At 70.0% G+C, this 18,284-nt stretch carries 20 protein-coding genes; 11 read left to right on the top strand and 9 right to left on the bottom strand.

The features are described 5' to 3' along the window. Positions 1–41 precede the first annotated feature (41 nt). Entirely contained in the window at positions 42–1,790 is a 1,749-nt protein-coding gene (locus tag ABD830_RS33730) for a substrate-binding and VWA domain-containing protein (RefSeq protein WP_344996702.1), read from the top strand. Between the two features lie 60 nt (positions 1,791–1,850). Here the strand turns inward: ABD830_RS33730 and ABD830_RS33725 are convergent, their stop codons facing one another. The 3 genes from ABD830_RS33725 to cofD all read right to left on the bottom strand — a co-directional run bounded on the left by ABD830_RS33725 (position 1,851) and on the right by cofD (position 4,660). After that, the gene (locus ABD830_RS33725) at positions 1,851–1,949 is read right to left on the bottom strand and encodes a carbohydrate-binding protein (protein WP_344996699.1); all 99 of its coding nucleotides are present in this window, start codon (positions 1,947–1,949) and stop codon (positions 1,851–1,853) included. A gap of 495 nt (positions 1,950–2,444) precedes the next feature. Continuing rightward, positions 2,445–3,725: a coenzyme F420-0:L-glutamate ligase gene (locus ABD830_RS33720; protein WP_344996696.1), complete on the bottom strand. Its 1,281-nt coding sequence runs from the start codon at positions 3,723–3,725 to the stop codon at positions 2,445–2,447. Continuing rightward, positions 3,722–4,660 carry a 2-phospho-L-lactate transferase gene (gene cofD, locus ABD830_RS33715; RefSeq protein WP_344996693.1) on the bottom strand — a complete coding sequence of 313 codons (939 nt, stop codon included), beginning with the start codon at positions 4,658–4,660 and terminating at the stop codon, positions 3,722–3,724. Before cofD ends, ABD830_RS33720 begins: the two co-directional genes overlap by 4 nt. Positions 4,661–4,841: 181 nt before the next feature. On the opposite strand from cofD, the gene ABD830_RS33710 reads away from it, so the two are divergent. Both ABD830_RS33710 and ABD830_RS33705 read left to right on the top strand, forming a co-directional pair. Next, the gene (locus ABD830_RS33710) at positions 4,842–6,683 is read left to right on the top strand and encodes a hypothetical protein (RefSeq protein WP_344996691.1); all 1,842 of its coding nucleotides are present in this window, start codon (positions 4,842–4,844) and stop codon (positions 6,681–6,683) included. Between the two features lie 317 nt (positions 6,684–7,000). Beyond that, entirely contained in the window at positions 7,001–7,261 is a 261-nt protein-coding gene (locus ABD830_RS33705) for a WhiB family transcriptional regulator (RefSeq protein ID WP_020546325.1), read from the top strand. Positions 7,262–7,306: 45 nt separating this feature from the next. On the opposite strand, the gene ABD830_RS33700 is transcribed toward ABD830_RS33705, so the two are convergent. After that, on the bottom strand, positions 7,307–7,558 hold the full coding sequence (locus ABD830_RS33700; protein ID WP_344996688.1) for a TetR family transcriptional regulator: 252 nt from the start codon (positions 7,556–7,558) through the stop codon (positions 7,307–7,309). A gap of 67 nt (positions 7,559–7,625) precedes the next feature. Here ABD830_RS33700 and ABD830_RS33695 point away from each other — a divergent pair, with 67 nt between their 5' ends. Next, positions 7,626–7,784: a hypothetical protein gene (locus tag ABD830_RS33695; protein WP_344996685.1), complete on the top strand. Its 159-nt coding sequence runs from the start codon at positions 7,626–7,628 to the stop codon at positions 7,782–7,784. A 160-nt stretch (positions 7,785–7,944) separates the two neighbouring features. Here ABD830_RS33695 and ABD830_RS33690 read toward each other — a convergent pair whose 3' ends face one another. Next, positions 7,945–8,463, bottom strand: a complete 519-nt coding sequence (locus ABD830_RS33690) for a pyridoxamine 5'-phosphate oxidase family protein (protein ID WP_344996683.1) — start codon at positions 8,461–8,463, stop codon at positions 7,945–7,947. A gap of 42 nt (positions 8,464–8,505) precedes the next feature. Further along, positions 8,506–8,880, bottom strand: a complete 375-nt coding sequence (locus ABD830_RS33685) for a hypothetical protein (protein ID WP_344996681.1) — start codon at positions 8,878–8,880, stop codon at positions 8,506–8,508. Between the two features lie 44 nt (positions 8,881–8,924). On the opposite strand from ABD830_RS33685, the gene ABD830_RS33680 reads away from it, so the two are divergent. Further along, complete coding sequence (locus ABD830_RS33680) at positions 8,925–9,812, top strand: alpha/beta fold hydrolase (protein ID WP_425567214.1); 888 nt, start codon at positions 8,925–8,927, stop codon at positions 9,810–9,812. Between the two features lie 7 nt (positions 9,813–9,819). Here the strand turns inward: ABD830_RS33680 and ABD830_RS33675 are convergent, their stop codons facing one another. Further along, complete coding sequence (locus tag ABD830_RS33675; RefSeq protein WP_344996675.1) at positions 9,820–10,260, bottom strand: metallopeptidase family protein; 441 nt, start codon at positions 10,258–10,260, stop codon at positions 9,820–9,822. A 343-nt stretch (positions 10,261–10,603) separates the two neighbouring features. Here ABD830_RS33675 and ABD830_RS33670 point away from each other — a divergent pair, with 343 nt between their 5' ends. From ABD830_RS33670 to ABD830_RS33650, 5 genes are all read left to right on the top strand, one after another. Beyond that, a complete protein-coding gene (locus ABD830_RS33670; RefSeq protein ID WP_106236645.1) occupies positions 10,604–10,972 on the top strand; it encodes a DUF3499 domain-containing protein in 369 nt (122 codons plus the stop codon). A 268-nt stretch (positions 10,973–11,240) separates the two neighbouring features. Next, positions 11,241–12,590 carry a phosphomannomutase/phosphoglucomutase gene (locus ABD830_RS33665; protein ID WP_344996672.1) on the top strand — a complete coding sequence of 450 codons (1,350 nt, stop codon included), beginning with the start codon at positions 11,241–11,243 and terminating at the stop codon, positions 12,588–12,590. Then, positions 12,587–12,754 carry a Trm112 family protein gene (locus ABD830_RS33660; protein ID WP_106236648.1) on the top strand — a complete coding sequence of 56 codons (168 nt, stop codon included), beginning with the start codon at positions 12,587–12,589 and terminating at the stop codon, positions 12,752–12,754. Before ABD830_RS33665 ends, ABD830_RS33660 begins: the two co-directional genes overlap by 4 nt. Next, entirely contained in the window at positions 12,751–13,860 is a 1,110-nt protein-coding gene (locus ABD830_RS33655; RefSeq protein WP_344996666.1) for an SIS domain-containing protein, read from the top strand. The genes ABD830_RS33660 and ABD830_RS33655 overlap by 4 nt, the downstream gene beginning before the upstream one ends. Positions 13,861–13,909: 49 nt before the next feature. Further along, positions 13,910–14,863, top strand: a complete 954-nt coding sequence (locus ABD830_RS33650; RefSeq protein WP_344996663.1) for a cation diffusion facilitator family transporter — start codon at positions 13,910–13,912, stop codon at positions 14,861–14,863. Positions 14,864–14,873: 10 nt separating this feature from the next. On the opposite strand, the gene ABD830_RS33645 is transcribed toward ABD830_RS33650, so the two are convergent. Then, positions 14,874–16,580: a phosphatidylglycerol lysyltransferase domain-containing protein gene (locus ABD830_RS33645; protein ID WP_344996660.1), complete on the bottom strand. Its 1,707-nt coding sequence runs from the start codon at positions 16,578–16,580 to the stop codon at positions 14,874–14,876. Positions 16,581–16,655: 75 nt separating this feature from the next. Here ABD830_RS33645 and ABD830_RS33640 point away from each other — a divergent pair, with 75 nt between their 5' ends. After that, positions 16,656–17,732, top strand: coding sequence for an alpha/beta hydrolase (locus ABD830_RS33640; protein ID WP_344996656.1), 1,077 nt, complete (start codon positions 16,656–16,658; stop codon positions 17,730–17,732). A 112-nt stretch (positions 17,733–17,844) separates the two neighbouring features. Here the strand turns inward: ABD830_RS33640 and ABD830_RS33635 are convergent, their stop codons facing one another. After that, the gene (locus ABD830_RS33635; protein WP_344996653.1) at positions 17,845–18,183 is read right to left on the bottom strand and encodes a MerR family transcriptional regulator; all 339 of its coding nucleotides are present in this window, start codon (positions 18,181–18,183) and stop codon (positions 17,845–17,847) included. Between the last annotated feature and the right edge of the window lie 101 nt (positions 18,184–18,284).

Here is an 18,284-nt window from a genome sequence, read left to right as displayed (position 1 = left end):
GGCGCTGCGAGAATCGTCACTCCCCGGGAGAGAGGTTCACCGTGCGCTTGGGTCGACACCGCGCCGCGCTGGCTCCCAAGCAACGTCGCAGGAAGGCGTTACAGCGCGGGATGCTGGCCGGGATCACCGCCGTGGCCATCGTCGCCGGTGGCCTCGTCGTGGTGTTCGGCAGCGGTGGCGTGCTGTGCAGCACGCGAGAGCCTGTTCTGGTCAGCGTGGCAGCCGCGGTCGACGTGGCGCCGGCGGTCATGGAGGCCGCCGGGCGGTTCAACGAGACGAAGACGGCGGTGGGCGGCCGGTGCGTACTGGTCCAGGTGACCGAGCAGCCGCCGGCCACCGTCCTGCGCACGCTGATCGGCGACCGCGCGGGCGTGCTGCGCGAGCGGCCGGACGGGTGGATCGCGGACTCGTCGGCCTGGATCAGGCTGGCCCGCCAGCAGGGCGCAAACGCGCTGCCCGCCGGTGAGAGCGTGGTGGCGACGTCACCGCTGGTGTTCGCCACCCGCTCGTCGCTGGCCCAGCGCTTCTCCGTGGGCAAGACCGAGATGAACTGGCGGATGGTCTTCCCGCCGACCGTGCGCGGGCGGCTGCGCCCCAACGCGAACGAACCGGACGTCGTACGCGTACCGGACCCGTCGCTGGCCGGGGCGGGGATCGCGACCGTGGCCGCCGCCAGGGACGTCGTCGGCACGGGACCCGAGGCGGACAAGGCGCTGACCGCGTTCGTACGGTGGGCGCAGGCCGGCTCGGCCCCCGACTACCGCAGCATGCTGGCGGCCGTGGACGACCACACGTTCTGGCAGCGCCCGGTCGTCATCGTCCCCGAGCAGTCGGTGTGGAACCACAACCTGCGCCCCTCCTCCGACCCGGTCGTCGCGCTGGCCCCGCGCGAGGGCACGATCAACCTCGACTACCCGTACGTCGTCACCGCCGGCGACGCCACGGTGGCCGAGGCGTCCACGGTCTTCGCCGACTGGCTGAAGGGCCCGCAGGCGCAGGAGATCGTACGGCGGGCGGGGTTCAGGTCGGGCGACGGCACCCAGGGGCCGATCTCGCCGGGCCCGCAGATTCCCTCGATGGCCCTGAAGACCCGGTCATCGGTGTCGCCGCAGGACATCGACGAGGCGCTGCGCGCCTGGAGCAGGCTGGCCCCGCCGACGAACATCCTCGTCCTGGCCGACACCTCCAAGCACATGGCCGAGCCGGCGAACGGCAGCACCAGGATCAGGATCGCGCTGGACGCGGCCAAGATCGGGCTGCAGCTCTTCCCCGACTCGACGCACATGGGTCTGTGGGAGTTCGCGGACCGGCTGGGCGGCGTCAAGAACTACCGGGAGCGCGTCGGGCTCGGCGCGATCACCGAGCCCGAGACGGGACAGGTGGTACGCAAGAGCCGTCTCGCCGAGGCGACCGCCACGATCGCCGCCCATCCCGACCTCGGCAGCTCGCTCTACGACGCGATACTCGGCGGCTTCCGCAAGGTCACCAGCGACTACCGCGAGGAGATGAACAACACGCTCCTGGTGATCACGGCGGGCAAGGACGACGGCAAGGGCACCACGCTGGCGAAGCTCCTCGACGCGCTGCGGCATGAGTGGAACCCGGACAAGCCCGTACAGATTGTCATCATCGCCTTCGGCAAGGGGGTCGATCACGGCAGCCTGTCGCAGATCGCGGCCGCCACGAACGGCTCCCTGCACGAGGCCCAGGAGCCGGGGGAGATCATCGACGTCTTCCTCGCCGCGCTGGCCCGCCGGCTCTGCCATCCCACCTGCAAGCCGACGACATGAGAAAGGGGGGCGTTCCGGCGCCCCCCTTTCCCGCTCAGATGCCCCGCTCAGATGCCCCGCTCAGATGCGCTGCCAGAGCGCCGGGACGTTGGGCGGCTCCCAGCCGGCCAGCGCGGTGTGGGCCTGGATGCAGCGGTATGTGACGCCGTTGTAGGTCACGATCGAAGGTTTAGGGTGCGGACCACTGGCTCCCGGCCATGGGGTAAGCCCTTTCTCGAAAACTTCTGCAAAGCCAGGGGCGTGAGGGTAATGTCTCCTTCACCGGCAGTGATAACCAAGCTGTTGGTGCTACTCACCGCCGGGAGGGCGGAGCTCGCGACAGTCAGGTCGGCTGTGCGGGTTGGGGCGTGGAAACCCGCGCAAGCGGGGCCGGAAGGTGAACCGCCAAGCGACAGCGTCTGAAGTCGCCGTACAGACGGGACACTTGGACGGCTGGAATCTCCTGGCTCTTAGCCATGGGGAGCGCTTCAAGTAGTACTCGTAGTTGAGGGCGGTGTGGTGTGCCGGGCGGTGAAGGTCACCGTGGTGCCCACCTGGGTGACGGGCCTCGCCGTGAAGGCGATCCGACAGGCGAGGCCCCGCCGGGGAAGTGAAAGACGTATAGGGAATTCCTAGCGCTAACGTATTGGCCGACCTCGGGGTTTCCCGGTCCGGTCAGCGCGTGACGATGAAGTCGTCCGGGTCGCGGGGCGCGCGGTCACGCGGCGGGGCGGCCGCGTGACCCACCGCCACGCAGCCCATGGGGTCCCACGATCCGGGCAGGTCGAGCACCTCGCGGACGACCGGGCGGCAGAACATCGTGGACGACACCCACGCCGAGCCGAGCCCTTCCACGGCGAGCTGGATGAGGAGGTTCTCGACCCCCGCGCCGGTCGCCACCACGAACATCTCCCGCTCCGACGCGTTGCGCCGATCGTCCCGGTAGGTGTGGGAGCCCTCCATCACCAGGCACGGCACGATCAGATAAGGCGCGTTACGCAGCACGTCGCCCCGCTTGATCCGCTTGGCGATCGACTCCTCGCTGAACCCGTCGCCGCGCAGGTCCTCGATCCAGGCCGCGCGCATGGCGTCGAGCAGCTTGGTCCGGGTCTCCGGCGACTCGACCAGCACGAACCGCCACGGCGTCGTGTGGTGCGGCGCGGGCGCCGCGATGCCCGCCGCCACCGCCCTGCGCACCTTCTCCGGATCGACGGGCCGGTCGGAGAACTCCCTGATGGTACGGCGCGCGAACACGACATCCCGCGACCCGTAGCGGAACAGGTCATCGTCGGCCGGTCGCACCAGCGGCCTGACCCCGGGCCCGTCGTCGTCGGTCACCAGGTCGGACAGCCCGCGCACGATCGCCACCGGGACCCCGTCGAGCTTCCCCTTGACCAGCTCGGCCGCGCTCGCGATCTCGTCGGCGAGCGCCGTGACGGTGGCGTTGAGCTCGTTGCCGTAGCCGTCGGACGTGCCGCGGAAGTCGTCGAGCGGGCGCACGCCCGCCGCCCCGATGGCCACGTCGGTGAGCCCGTTACGCCACGGGCGGCCGAAGGTGTCGGAGAGGATCACGCCCGCGCGCACGGGCAGGCCCTTTCTGATGCGCCTGGCCGAGGCGTCGGGATCCTCGGGCAGGAGCAGCACCGTGCCCGGCTCGGTGTTGGAGGCGTCGACCCCGGCGGCGGCCATGACGAACCCGTGGCGGGTCTGTGAGATCACGGTGTCGCCACGCCTGGCCACCACGCGCTCGGTCTCGTCCGCGATCGCCTGGATGCGGTCGGGAGCCTGGCGGATCCGGCCCTCCGCCTTGCTGACGATCTTGGAGGTGACGACCACGATGTCACCGTCGCGCAGGCCGACGTCCTCGAGCAGGGCCGCGACGTCGTCCCCCGGCCGCACCTCGCCGATGCCGGGCACGGGGATCACTTCCACTCGCCGCGTGGGCTCGCCGCTCATCGCGCGACCTCCTGGGCGAGGTCGAGGGCGGTGCGGGCGATGTCGGCCGCGGCGTCTGTGTCGTGCATGAGGATGGGCCGGGCGACCACCCGGACGCCGTCGAGCGTGACCCCTTCGTCCTCCTCCGCCACCAGCCACCCGTCGATCAGCTCCGAGCCGTACAGCTCGAGGACGGCCTGCGCCGTCGTCTCCACCCCGATGGCCGTCAGGCAGGCGTCGGCCATGCCCCTGACCGGCGCGCCCCCGATGATCGGCGAGACACCGACCACGGTCTTGGGGAGCAGGGCGTCGCGGATGCCCGGGATCTGCAGGATCGTGCCGATGCTCACGACCGGGTTGGACGGCGGCAGGATCACCACGTCGGCCTGCTCGATCGCCTCGAGGACGCCGGGCGCGGGCTTGGCCGTGTCGACCCCCACCAGCGCGAACGACTGCGCCGGGATCGAGGCGCGCAGCCGTACCCACCACTCCTGGAAGTGGACGGCGCGCTTGCCGCGCTCGTCCTCGACCACCACGTGGGTCTCGCAGCGGTCGTCTGTCATGGGCAGCAGCCGCACGCCCGGCTGCCAGCGCGCGCAGAGCGCCTGCGTGATCTGTGACAGGGGGTAGCCGGCCTCCAGCATCTGCGAGCGCACGATGTGGGTGGCGAAGTCGCGGTCGCCGAGCCCGAACCACTGCGGCTCCACGCCGTACGCGGCCAGCTCCTCCTTGACGACGTGGGACTCCTTGGCCCGCCCCCAGCCCTGCTCCTCGTCGATGCCGTTGCCCAGGGTGTACATGACGGTGTCGAGGTCCGGGCAGACCCGGAGCCCGAACAGGGTGATGTCGTCGCCCGTGTTGCCGATGACCGTGATCGAGGCGTCTGGAGCGGCCGCGCGCAGGCCACGCAGGAAGCGGGCCCCGCCGATGCCGCCCGCGAGTGACACGATGTGCATGCCGCCCAGTCTTCCATCGGCCCCTGACAAGCCCCTCTCGGGAGGGGTTTTACTCAAGCTGTTATGAGAGAAATGCCAGGTGTAGACCGAATTGGGATGCGGGAGGTTCCTGGGACTCCCGCCGTCCAAGTCAGTGATGTGGCAAACTCCCTTCGGACCAATGGGTCGGTTGGGGGTAGTTGTGAGCAAAATTGACGTCGCGCGGCTGAGAGATCCGGCCGCCTGGATCATGCTCGTCGCCGGGTTGCTGACCGTGCTGCTGGTGCTGGGCGACATCCTGGTGGGCTCGACCGGGTTCGGCCTGACCGTGCGCGCCGCCAGGAACGCCCTGGACCTGACGAACCCCGTGGTGACGGCACTGCTGCTCGGCGCCGTGCTGCTGGTGACCAAGGTCGGCGAGCCGTCGCCCAAGGCCAAGCCGATCATGTACGGGTCGGCGGCCGGGCTGCTGATGGTCTCGGTGTTCGGCACGCTGTCTCTGCTGCTCGGCCTGTTCGCCGGGATCGGCGGCTGGGTGACGGTGCAGATGGTGCTCCTCGGTGTGCCCTACATCGCGCTGGCCGCCATCGCGCTCGTCTATCTGCTCCCGCAGGTCCTTCCCGAGCGGCCCGCGCAGGTCTACAACCAGCAGCAGTTCGGCCAGCAGGCTCCGTACTTCGGGCAGTCGCAGCAGCAGTTCGGCCAGCCCGAGCAGCCCCAGCCTGGCCCCGGCTACGGCCAGCCCCCTTACCCCCAGCAGCCCCCGTCCGGCCAGCAGCCGGGTTACGGGCAGCAGCCGCCCTCCGGCGGGTACGCCCAGCCCCAGCCGGGCTCGCAGCCGGGTTACGGCCAACAGCCCGAGTCCGGCCAGTACGCCCCTCAGCCCGACTCCGGTCAGTACGGCCAGCAACCTGAGTACGGCCAGCAGCCCCAGTCGGGCCAGTACGGCCAGCAGCCCCCGTCAGGTCAGTACGGCGAGCAGCCCCCTAGCTTCGGCGGCCAGCCCGACCCCCAGACGGCCCAGCCCCAACACGCCGCCGCCGCGCAGCAGCCCCAGCAGTTCCAGTCGCCGCAGATCAGAGGCGCCCTGCCCGCCGCCCCCTCGGACCAGGGCCAGCCCGACCAGTCCTACGCGCCGCAGAGCTTCGGCCAGTCGCCCTACGCCCCCGCCGACACGGCTCCGTCGGTCCCGGAGTACAACACTCCGCCGGCCGCCGAGTACCAGCCCGCCCCGTACGTGCCCGCCGACAGCCAGCCGAACGTCTACGGCCAGCCGAGCCCCAACCCCTACGCGCCTGCCGCGGCCGACCACTCCAACCCGTACGCCCCGCCCGCGGATCAGCCCAACCCCTACGCCCCGCCCGCGGCCGACCAGGTCAACCCGTACGCGCCACCTGCGGACCACCAGGCCAATCCGTACGCACCGCCCGCGGCGGACCAGGTCAACCCGTATGCCCCACCCGCAGCCGACCAGGCCAACCTTTATGCCCCGCCGGAGCCCGCGCCCAACGCCTTCGCCGGCCAGGCGTTCCCGACGCCGGCGGCCGACACCGCTCCGAGCGTGCCGTACCCCCCGGCCCCCGAGCAGCAGTCGCACTTCGGCCAGAGCGCCTTCGACTCGCAGGGCGGCCAGCCGTTCACCGGTTACTCCGGCCACGAGTACGCCGCGCCGTACCAGGAGCCCGACCCGCCCGTGGACCCGCGGTCCCAGCAGCTCATGGACGCCTACCAGCAGGCCGAGACGTACCAGCACTCCACGGTCGGCACCCAGCCGGAGCTGCACGTGCCCGACTACTCCAACCAGGCGCCCAGGTCGTACGACGACCCGTTCGGCCACCCGCAGCAGCCGGCGCAGGGCGGCTACGAGCCCCAGCAGGGCCAGTACCAGCCCACTCACCAGGCCCAGCAGCAGCAGCCGGGCTGGCCCCAGCCGGAGGGCGGGGACGCGACGATGCGGCTCGACCCCTCGGCCTACGGCTCCCGCCCGGGGGACGACCCGATCGACCCAACAGCCATATACACGCCCAACGAGCCACGCAGGTAACGGACCGGCAATGAACGGTTAGAGAGAAGGTGGGCCACGGGCGGGTGTCTATCCCGCCCTGGTACGGTTCGGACCGCTGACACGTTGAAGAAGCCTTGCCGACCCCGAGAGCAAAGGGTGTCGGCCGGGTGTGAACATCACATGCCAAGCACACCGGGGCGAGCTCTGGTCTTTCCCCGGATAGCTGCATGCCGCTTGACGTCGGCTACGGCACACGCGTGTAATTACAACCATGTTGTTACGCCTTCCAGTGGGTGGGTAATAAGGAAGGCGTCCATGGGGGGCTCCATTGCGGGCGGGCGGCAGGGAGGTGTGCAGTGACCGATCCGGTCATCGCACAGGATCAGCTTGACGCTGAAGAACTCGGCTGGCAGGAGCGCGCGTTGTGCGCGCAGACGGATCCGGAGGCGTTCTTCCCGGAGAAGGGTGGCTCCACCAGAGAGGCCAAGAAGGTCTGCCGATCATGCGAAGTCCGTGCCGAGTGTCTGGAATACGCACTCGAGCACGATGAGCGGTTCGGCATCTGGGGAGGGTTGTCCGAGCGAGAGCGCAGACGGATCAAGCGCCAGGCCGTTTAGGTATATGGGTGACAGGGGTCACGCGGGCGACCGCGTGACCCCTTTTCACATCTCCTGCCGCGGTGTGGCCGGCACGAGCGCGTCCCGGTCGGCGAAGTGGATGTACACCGAGGTCGCCGCGACGCCGATCTCCCGAGCCACCGCGCGCATGGACAGGGCCTGGTCGTCGCCGAGTTCGTCCAGCAGTCGCAGGGCGGCGCCGACGATGCCCTCGCGCAGCCGCTCGCCCTGGCCGCGCGGGTTGCGACCCCGCCTGCCGCCGCGAGGGCCGGCCGGGGCGGAGGAGGTCTCATCCATAGCGGCCCATCGCAGGCAAACGAACGTTGCACTACAGTCATACCGCTACAGCCGTTCACTTATGGCGGTGAACGCTGACGGCACCGGCCTGGCCCTGACCTGGGATCCGGTCCCCGGCGCCGTCCACTACGACGTGATCCACCTGACCCTGCCGGACGACCGGGAAGTGGTCCTCGGCAGCACGACCGGCACGTCGTTCACGCACTGCGTCCTGGATCGGCGATGAGTTTCGCGCGGTTCGCGGGTCCAACCAGGTGAACCGAACGACAGGAGGCCCGAAGTGGGCGAGCAAGTGAGCACCGTTCTCCACGACCCGGACGGCAACGGCCTCGAGATCGTCGAGGAGCGGGAGGGCGAGCTGTGATGCCTCCTGCCTGCGGCCCGAGTCACGTGGCGGTGAGCTTCGCGAAGTCGGGGGCGTAGACGGTCATCCAGTGCGGGTGCAGCCGGTAGAAGACCACGTCGTCGTCCCAGTCGAAGGCGTCGTCGCCGTAGAAGTCCTTGAAGTACGCGAGCAGGTCCGGCCAGTCCGCAGCCGGCTCCCCGTCCTCGGGGTTGAGGATCTCCACTGTGCCGTGCGTGAACACGCCCAGGTCCTCGCCGCGCATGTGCGCGGCGCCGGCGGCGGGACGGGCGGCGAGGTGGCGGGCCTTGGCGGCGTTTCGCGCGGTGCCGAAGTGCCACTTGCCGTGCAGGAAGTGCCCGTCCACGCCGCTGATCCGCGGCTCGCCCTTCGCCGTCACGGTGGACAGGGCGAGCGTGCACATGCCGGCCAGGACCTGGGTGAGCTGCTCCGCGGTCAGGGTGCGCTCGGTGACGATCGAGCGGAGGTGCGTGGTGGAGCGGGACAGGGAGGCGTCGAGCAGGGCCTGGAGTTCGTCGAGTTCTCCGGACGTTTCACGCATCGGGCCACTGTAGTCACGTCGGAGGCGGCGCGCTGCCGCTCGTCACTCCTGTGCGGGCGGAGCGTCGGTGGGTCCGATGGCGCGTACCGCGATGTAGGAGGTGCGGTGCCCGTCAGCTCCCTCGTACTCCTCTTTTGCCAGCGGCAGGCCGCTGACGGGGTCGATGACGATCCGGCTGGTCGCGACGCCTTCCGATCCCTCGCCCGTACGCGTGAACGCCTGCCCCTTGCGCCCCAGCGGATCGGTGAGCTCTCCCAGCGACCGGACGCCGGGCAGATCAGCCAGGATCCGGTACGAGGCAGCGCGGACCTGCGGCGACACCGGACCCTCCGGGTTGAAGAACACCGTGCTGACCGCCGCCCAGAGTTCGCCGCTCCTCGGGTTTTCTTCACGCTCACGTCGGCCGCGTACGTTCATAGGCCCGCCCTCGGGGAACCACAAGCCGCATGTTCGAAGGCTTCGTGACCGAAGACATCGATGTGGGCGACGCGTCGCTGCACGTCCGCCACGGCGGAGAAGGCTTTCCCGTCCTGCTGTTACACGGGCACCCGCGCACGGCCGCCACGTGGCATGAGGTCGCCCCCCGCCTTGTACGGCAGGGTTTCACGGTGGTCTGCCCGGACCTGCGCGGTTACGGCAGGTCTCGAGGCCCGGCGCCGACTCCCGATCACTCGGCCCACTCGAAATGTGCCATGGCGGGAGACATGGTGCGTCTCATGCGGGCGCTGGGCCACGAGCGCTTCGCCGCGGCGGGTCACGACCGCGGAAGTTACGTGGCCCTCCGGCTCGCGCTCGATCACCCGACGGAGGTCGTACGCCTGGCCCTGCTCGACTGCATCCCGATCAGCGAGCACCTCAGGCGGGCGAACGCCAAGTTCGTGAGCAGTTGGTGGCACTGGTTCTTCTTCGCCCAGCCGGAGATCCCGGAGCGTGTCATCAACGCCGATCCGGACGGCTGGTACCACGGCGATCCGGCGAAGATGGGGCAGGAGAACTATGACGAATGGCGGGAGGCCACGCGCCAGCCCGAGGTGGTGCGAGCCATGCTCGAGGACTATCGAGCCGGCCTCGCCGTGGATCGGCACGACGAGGAGGCCGATCACGCTGCCGGAAAGCGGGTGACGTGTCCCCTGCTCGTCCTGTGGTCCCTCCGGGACGATCTCGAGGAGCTGCACGGGGATCCTGTGGCGATCTGGCGAGAATGGGCTACGGACGTGCGGGGACACGGCATCGACTCGGGGCACCACATGGCGGAGGAGGCTCCGGAGGCACTGGCCACGGCGCTCTCGGACTTCTTCTCGGCGGAGAAGTCTCCTCTCGCCGCCCCTTGCGGAGGACCGTGCTGTTAGGCCCCGGTCAGCGGCGGTCGTCGTAGCCCGGGTCGACGGTCTCCGGGGAGAGGCCCAGGAGGGTGGCCACCTGTTCCACCACCGTGTCGTGGACCATGGCGCCCAGGGTGTCGCGGTCTCTCGCCCTCGCCTCCAGCGGCCGCCGGTAGACCACGATCGACGCCGGGTTCTGGCCGCTCGCCGCGTCCGCGCGGCCGAACGGGATCGGGTCCGCGCTCAGACTGGGCCCGTCGCCCAGCTCGCTCAGCGGCGGGACCTCCTCCACCGCGAACTCCACCGCCGAAAGCTGGCGCTCCCAGCGGGGGCGGAGCCGGTCCACCGCGTCCAGCACGAGGTCGTCGAAGCGCTCGCTGCGGGACTTGGACATGGGCACGTGGGAGGGCGCGAGCGGGCCGCGGAGGCCGCGACCGTGGCGATCGCGCCGTCTGGGGCCGCGCTGCTGAGTCACGAAAGCCAGTTTAGGGTCTGGTCCAGTCGCTCCGGGGAGTGGTGTGACCCCGAAAACCTGACCGGGCCCCGCCTTGGGCGGCGGTCGTCTGAAGACGGTTCTCTGGGGCGGCAGGCAGGGTGGGGTTGCGGGCAGCAGACAGAGGACGGAACGCATGCCCGGAATACGGCTCCCAGGCGGTGCTGGGGAAGGGCGATCGCCCGTTGATTTCGGGGTTTCCGGTGCTGGGGTCTTCGGGGCATGTGGGTGGAAAGGCTGCGACAGGTGTCCGAATTGTGGCGACACGCTCGTTAAGAGCGCTCAGATAGTGGCGCCTCGCACTCTTACCAGATACGGTCCCTCCGTGAGCCCCGTCCGCCGCTGTTCCCGCACCGCCTGCAGTCAGCCTGCCGTCTTCACGCTCACGTACGTATACGCCGACTCGACCGCTGTTCTCGGCCCCCTGGCGACGTACGCGGAGCCACACTGTTACGACCTGTGCGCCGAACACGCTGAGCGACTGACCGCCCCCCGCGGCTGGGAGGTGGTACGGCTGCCGACGGACGGCGCGTCCCCGAGTTCCGACGACCTCGAGGCGCTGGCGAACGCGGTCAGGGAGGCCGCGCGGCCCACGCCGTCCGGTGGCGGCGAGCCGGTCGGTCAGGGCGTCGAGGTCGGACGCAGAGGGCATCTGCGCGTCCTGCGCTCGGCCCAGCAGCACCGCGACCGGTAAGCCGCCTGACCTCGCCAACCGGCCCCGCCAACCGGCCCCGCCAACCGGCCCCGCCAACCGGCCCCGCCAACCGGCCCCGCCAACCGGCCCCGCCAACTGACCCCGCCAACTGACTGGGCCATCGGCGGAGTTCCGCCTGCACACCAGCGCGTACGCCTCCCGGCCACGATGGGAAACGTTCCCGGACCCTATGTCTCGCCCAGGATCGCTAAGCTGACGAAAGATGCTCGGTAGACACGGAGAAACGACCTAGGGGCGGAGCTGGAGAGTGGGCGACCTCGCCAAGATCTTCAAAGCGTACGACGTTCGCGGCGTGGTGCCCGACGAGCTCGACGAGCCGACCGCCGAGGCCGTGGGAGCGGCCTTCGTCGAGGTCACGGGGGCCGATTCGGTTGTCGTCGCGCACGACATGCGTGAGTCCTCCAGGCCGCTGGCCGACGCGTTCATCCGGGGCGCACGTTCGCGCCGCGCCGATGTCGTGCACGCGGGGCTCGGCTCCACCGACCTGCTCTACTACGCTAGCGGGAGCCTCGGGCTGCCCGGCGTGATGTTCACCGCCAGCCACAACCCCGCCCGCTACAACGGCATGAAGATGTGCCGGTCGGGCGCGGTGCCGATCGGCGGCGACACGGGCCTGAGCGAGATCCGTGACAGGGCCACCGAGCTGGTGGGCATCACCGCCACGCCCAGCGGGTCGCTGATCGAGAAGGACCTGCTGCAGGGCTACGCCCACCATCTGCGCACGCTCGTCGACCTCACCGGCATCCGGCCGCTCAAGGTCGTCGTGGACGCGGGCAACGGCATGGGCGGCCACACCGTGCCCGCCGTGTTCGAGGGGCTGCCGATCGAGCTGACCCCGCTCTACTTCGAGCTGGACGGCAACTTCCCCAACCACGAGGCCAACCCCATCGAGCCCCAGAACCTCGTCGACCTCCAGCGGGCCGTGGTCGAGGGCGGGGCCGACATCGGGCTGGCGTTCGACGGCGACGCCGACCGGTGCTGGGTGATCGACGAGCGCGGGGAGTCGGTTTCGCCGTCGGCCGTCACGGCGCTGGTCGCCGCGCGCGAGCTGGCCAAATATCCCGGGGCGACGATCATCCACAACCTGATCACGTCGCTCGCGGTTCCCGAGATCGTGCGCGAGCACGGCGGCGTGCCCGTGCGCACGCGGGTCGGGCACTCGTTCATCAAGGCCGAGATGGCCCGCACAGGAGCCGTCTTCGGCGGCGAGCACTCGGCCCACTACTACTTCCGCGACTTCTGGTTCGCGGACTCCGGGATGCTGGCGGCGCTGCACGTGCTGGCCGCGCTCGGCGAGCAGGATCGACCGCTGTCGGAGCTGGTGGAGGTCTACTCCCGCTACCACGCCTCGGGCGAGCTCAACAGCGCCGTGGCGGACCAGGGCGACGCGTTGCGGCGAGTGCGGGAGGCGTTCGCGGGGCGCGGGGAGTTCGACGAGCTCGACGGGCTGACCGTGACCGGGCCCGGCTGGTGGTTCAACCTGCGGGCGTCCAACACCGAGCCGCTGCTCAGGCTGAACGCCGAGGCGGCCGACGAGACCGAGATGAAGGCGATCAGGGACGAGGTCCTCGCCATCGTGGGAAAGGTGTCAGAGTGAAGATCGACGACTGGTTGCTGGAGATCCTGGCCTGCCCGGCGTGCAAGGCTCCGCTGCGTGCCGAGACCGAGGCCGAGGAGCTGGCGTGTACGGGCTGCGGCCTGATCTATCCGGTACGGGATGACATTCCAGTCCTGCTCGTCGACGAGGCCAGGAAGCCGTGACCTGGGAGCCGGAGCGGCTCGACGACCAGCGTCACCTCAGTGAGGCCGATCCCGCCGGGATGCTGCCGGCGGTCGCGGCCTCCGCGGCCCACGTACGCACCGGCTACCGCACGGCCGTCGAGGCCGAGGTGGTCGGCCGCCTGGCCGGCCACGGGCGCCCGCGTGCCATCGTGGTCGCGGGCGTGGGCGGCTCGGCCATCGCCGGCGACATCCTGGCGGCGGTCGCCGGCAACGGCGCGCCGCTGCCGATCCTGCCCCTGCGCTCCTACCAGCTCCCCGGCTGGGTGGGGGCCGCCGACCTGGTCATCGCCGTCTCCGGCTCCGGTGCGGCCGAGGAGACGCTCTCCGTCGCCACCCAGGCCGTGCGGCGCGGCTGCACGCTGCTCGGTGTGGGCGCTCCCGGATCCCCGCTGGAGGCCATCGCCACCCAGGCGTCGGCGACGTACGTGCCGGTGCCCGTCACCGGCCAGTCCAGGGCGAATCTCTGGCTGCTGGCCACCCCCCTCATCGTGGCCGCGGCCGGGCTGCGGCTCGTCCAGGCCGACGCCGAGCTGTTCGAACGGGTGGCCAAGGCGCTGGAGGACATGGCGCATCGGTGCAGGCCGTCCAGCGAGTCCTTCATCAATCCGGGCAAGTCGCTGGCCATGGACCTGGCCGAGAGCGTGCCGATGATCTGGGGATCGTCGGCCCTGGCCTCGGTGGCGGCGTACCGGCTGGCCTGTCAGCTCAACACGAACGCGAAATATCCTGCCGTCCACGGCGAACTGCCCGAGGTCGACCACAACCAGATCGTGGCCTTCGACGGGCCGCTGGCCGAACGCGACATCTTCGCCGACACGGCGGGGCGCACGCTGAGGCTCGTCGTGCTGCGCGACGTCGAGGAGCATCCGCAGGTGACGAGGCGGCGTGAGGCGTCCGTACGGCTCGCGACCGATCGCGACGTGCCGGTGACGGAGCTCACGGCCGAGGGCGTGCACCCGCTGGAACGGATGGCCACCCTGATCGCGCTCGGCGACTACGCGAGCACGTATCTGGCCCTGGGATACGCCATCGATCCGACCCCCGTGTCAGCGATCACTGAGCTGAAGGCCAGAATTTCGCAATAGGATCCCTTTTCAGGTCTTTGTACGTGATCTTTATGGTTGGAGAAGATCGGTGAGCGCGAGCGGCGGAACGAAAGCGATCATTGCGGCGTTGTCCGCGAACCTGGCAATCGCCGTGTCGAAATTCGTGGCCGCGTTCTTCACGGGATCGTCCTCGATGCTGGCGGAGGGCATTCACTCGGTGGCCGACTCGGGCAACCAGGTGCTGCTGCTGATCGGCGGCAAGCGGGCGGCCAAGGCCAGCACCAAGGAGCACCCCTTCGGCTACGGCCGCGAACGTTACTTCTACGCCTTCGTGGTGGCCGTGGTGCTGTTCACGATCGGTGCGGCGTTCTCGATTTACGAGGGTGTCCACAAGATCTCCGATCCGCAGGAGGTGGAGGCGCCGATCTGGGCGTTCGCGGTGCTGATCTTCGCGATCATCGCCGAGGGGTTCTCGTTCCGCACGGCAATCAAGGAGTCGAACGGGATCCGCGGCAAGCTGTCGTGGGTCACCTTCGTCCGCCGGTCCAAGTCGCCCGAGTTGCCGGTCATCCTGCTGGAGGACCTGGGCGCGCTGCTCGGTCTGGTCTTCGCGCTGTTCGGCGTGACAATGGCGGTGATCACCGGTGATGGCGTCTGGGACGGCATCGGCACCCTGATGATCGGCGTGCTGCTGGCCGTGATCGCGGTCGTGCTGGCCGTGGAGACCAAGTCGCTGCTGGTCGGTGAGGGTGCCACGCCGGAGATGGAGGCGCAGATCCGGACCGCGCTGGAGAGCACGCCCGAGGTGGCCAGGATCATCCACATGCGCACGCTGCACCTGGGGCCGGAGGAGCTGCTGGTGGCGGCGAAGATCGCCGTGGCGCGCGACGACACGGCGGCCGAGGTCGCCCATGGCATCGACGAGGCCGAACGCCGCATCCGCGAGGCCGTGCCGATCGCTCGCGTCATCTACCTGGAGCCCGACCTGGACCGCCTCCGCGCCAACCCCTCGAGCTCGCCCTCCGAGGCCACCTCGAGCTGAAACGGGCCTCCTATGAGGCGAGCCGGGCCGGACCCAGCCAGGGAAGGCGCAGGCGGCGCCTGGGGGAGCGGCCCAGGGTGATGAACGCCTCCGCCTGCAGCGCCGAGACCCCGATGCGCGGCAGGTCGCGGGCGTTGGGGTAGACCACGAAACGGGGCTCCCAGATCGGCCGGAACTTGGCGTTGAACCGATACAGCGACTCGATCTGGAACCAGTGCGACAGGAAGATCAGCAGCGCTCGCCACGCACGCAGCACCGGACCGGCACCGAGGCGCTCCCCACGGGCCAGGACCGCGCGGAACATGGCGAAGTTCAGTGAGACCTGCGCGATGTTCAGGGCGGGCGCGGCCTGAAGGGTCTTGGCGATCAGCAGCTCGTTGAGCCCCGGCTCGGCGTCTCGGTCGCGCCGCATGAGGTCGAGCGAGATGCCGCGCGGTCCCCATGGCACGAAGTGCAGCACGGCCCTGAGCTCGCCGTCCTTGTGGGCGGTGGCCACCAGGCAGTCGGCGTCCGCCGGGTCGCCGAAGCGGCCGAGCGCCATGGAGTAGCCGCGTTCGGTCTGGGTGCCGCGCCAGGAGTCGGCGGCCTGCCGGATGTGCTCCCGCTCCTGTTCGGTCAGGTCCGCGGTGCGGAGCACGCGGCAGGTGTAGCCGGCCCGCTCGGTCCTGTTGACCATCTGCCGCACATTACGCATCGCGCGGCCCTCCAGCGTGAAGTCGGCGACGTCGATGATGGCCTCGTCGCCGATCTCGAGCGCGGACATCCGGGCCTCACGGGTCCACACCTCGCCGCCGGTCTCGCCGCAGCCGATGACAGCGGGCACCCAGGCGTGCCGCCTGGCCTCGCGCATGAACGTCTTGATCGCCGCGGGCCAGGCCTCGCGGTCGCCGATCGGGTCGCCACTGGCCAGCATGACCCCCGACACCACGCGGTAGGCGATGGCCGCCTTCCCCGAAGGGGAGAACAGCACGCTCTTGTCCCGCCGCAGCGCGAAGTAGCCGAGCGAGTCGCGTTCGCCGTGCTGGGCGAGCAGGGCGCGCAGGCGCCGCTCGTCGTCCTCGGTGAGCTCCGCGATCGGGCGTTCGGGACGCAGCGCCAGGTACAGCGTGGTGACGGCGGTGAGCGTGCCGAGCGCGAGCAGGGAGAAGTAGACCAGGTCGGAGACCCGCTCGACGGTGAACGCGACCGGTCCCTCGATGCCCGCCAGGCCGAGGAGCACGTGTTCGAGCCGGTCGAGCACGCTCGGATCGCCTACGAGCATCCGGGGGCGGGCACTGATGATCACATAGCCGAGGCCGATGTCGAGGGCGCCGAGCACGAGCAGGTTACCCAGGGCCCGCCAGCGCGAGCGCGGATCCGGGAGCGCGGAGAACTCGCCCCTGCCCATCACCAGCACGGCCAGCAGGGCGAGGCTGATCACGGCCGAGGCGGGGCGCAGGTGGATGAAGCTCACGACGGCGCTCGCCGGCAGCAGCACCACGACGGCACGCCAGGCCCGCACCTTCCCCCGGCGCAGCGCGTGCGCGATCATCACCAGCATGATGCCGACGACCAGGGAGGACGCCCTGGCGACGGTGGAGACGATGCCCGGCAGGAAGTCGGACCACTCGCCCATCCGCGTGTGCTCGAAATGGGGGAACACGGCCTTGCCGATGTCCAGAAGGCCGATCGCCAACGACGCGTAACCGGCGACGGCTGGGATCCAGGAACGCTTCACACCCCACATTGAAGACCTGGCTCGATAATGCGCATGTTAACTCTCCGCTTACGCTCCGACAGGTATCTCATACCCATGGAACTCACCTCGATGGGGTTGCTGGTCACGACGGCGGTGCTCGCGGTGGCGGCGCTGGTGGCGACGGTGTGGCTGTGGCCGCGGTTGAGCGCGAGCAAGCTGCAGGCCGTGCTGGGCCGGGTCGGCGTGCTGGCCGTCTGCCAGGTGCTCACGCTGGCCGCCCTGGGGCTGGCGCTGAACTCGTACTTCGCCTTCTACAGCTCCTGGGGCGACCTGCTGGGCACCGACACGGCGACGGCGCCGATCACGGTCGCCGCCACGGGGCTGCAGGTGCTCGGCAGCCGCGCGGTGCCGGGCGGGCGGATCGAGCAGGTGATCATGCCGGGGGCGTCCACGAGGCTGAGCTCGGAGGCGTACGTGTTCCTGCCGACGGCGTACCTGAAGCACAAGACGGAGCACTTTCCTGCGATCATCGCTCTCACCGGCTATCCGGGTGATCCGCGCAACCTCATGACCCGGATGGACCTGCCGGGGCGGATGGCGAAGGCGATCGCCGCGGGCCAGGTCAAGCCCACGATCCTGGTCATGATGCGGCCCAGCGTGGTGCTGCCGCGCGACACCGAGTGCGTGGACGTGCCGCGAGGGCCGCAGGTGCAGGCGTACTTCGCGAACGATGTCAAACAGGACATGATCGCTCACTACCGGGTGGCCCCGGATCGGGACTCGTGGGGCATCCTGGGCGGTTCGACCGGCGGTTACTGCGCGCTGAAGATCGTCATGAGCCATCCCGAGCAGTTCTCCGCGGCCGTCTCGCTGTCGGGGTACTTCAAGACGATCATCGACCGCACCACCGGCGATCTGTTCCATGGGGACAAGTCGCTCGAGCAGCGCAACGACCTCATGTGGCGGCTGGCGAACCTGCCGGCGCCTCCCGTGAAGGTGCTCGTCACCAGCAGCAAGAAGGGCGAGAGCGACTATCCCGCGACCGTGCGCTTCCTGGGGGCGGTGCGGCCGCCCATGCAGGGGTCGTCGCTCTTCCTGCCCAGCGGCGGCCACAACTTCAACACCTGGAACCGGGAGCTCCCGCAGGCCCTGCCCTGGCTCGCCCAGCAACTCGTCAGTCCCTCCGTCTGAGCGGCTTCCTCTGAGGAGTGGGGTTCTCTACGGGTGGCTCCCCATGGGGTGGCACCGGCACGCTGGTGGGCGTGGGATCAAGCCCTCGAAAGGAGCATGGCGTGCCGTGGGGTCAGCGGCCTGAGGGGCGGAGCAGGCGGAGGGCCTTCTCCTTCTCGAAGTCGAGAGCCCGGCGAGGCACCTGGATGCGTCCGATCCGAACCCCGAGGTCACGTACGGCCGACGCCACCGCTGGCTCGGTCAGCACCCGCAGCGCGAACGCCAGCTCGGCCGGCGAGACGTCGAACCTCTTCTCCAGTTCCACCCCCTGTGCCACCGCGGCCAGCTCCTCTGGGCCGAACCGCCGGTGCGCCCCCTGCTCGCGTACCGGCGGCAACAGGCCGAGTGCCTCCCGGTACCGGAGCATTCGCGGGGACATGCCGAGCCGCTTGGCGGCCTCAGTGATGCGCATCCTTACATTCTTACGTCAGGTTTGCGCGCCTGAAGATGCGGCCCCGCCGACAGGCCGCCTAAACTCTGTGGCGACACCCATCCGCGACGCGAGGGAACACC

This window comes from Nonomuraea helvata (assembly GCF_039535785.1).
Lineage (GTDB): Bacteria > Actinomycetota > Actinomycetes > Streptosporangiales > Streptosporangiaceae > Nonomuraea > Nonomuraea helvata.
The sequence above is the reverse complement of the archived record's forward strand: the minus strand, read 5'-3'. Positions and strand labels throughout refer to the sequence as shown.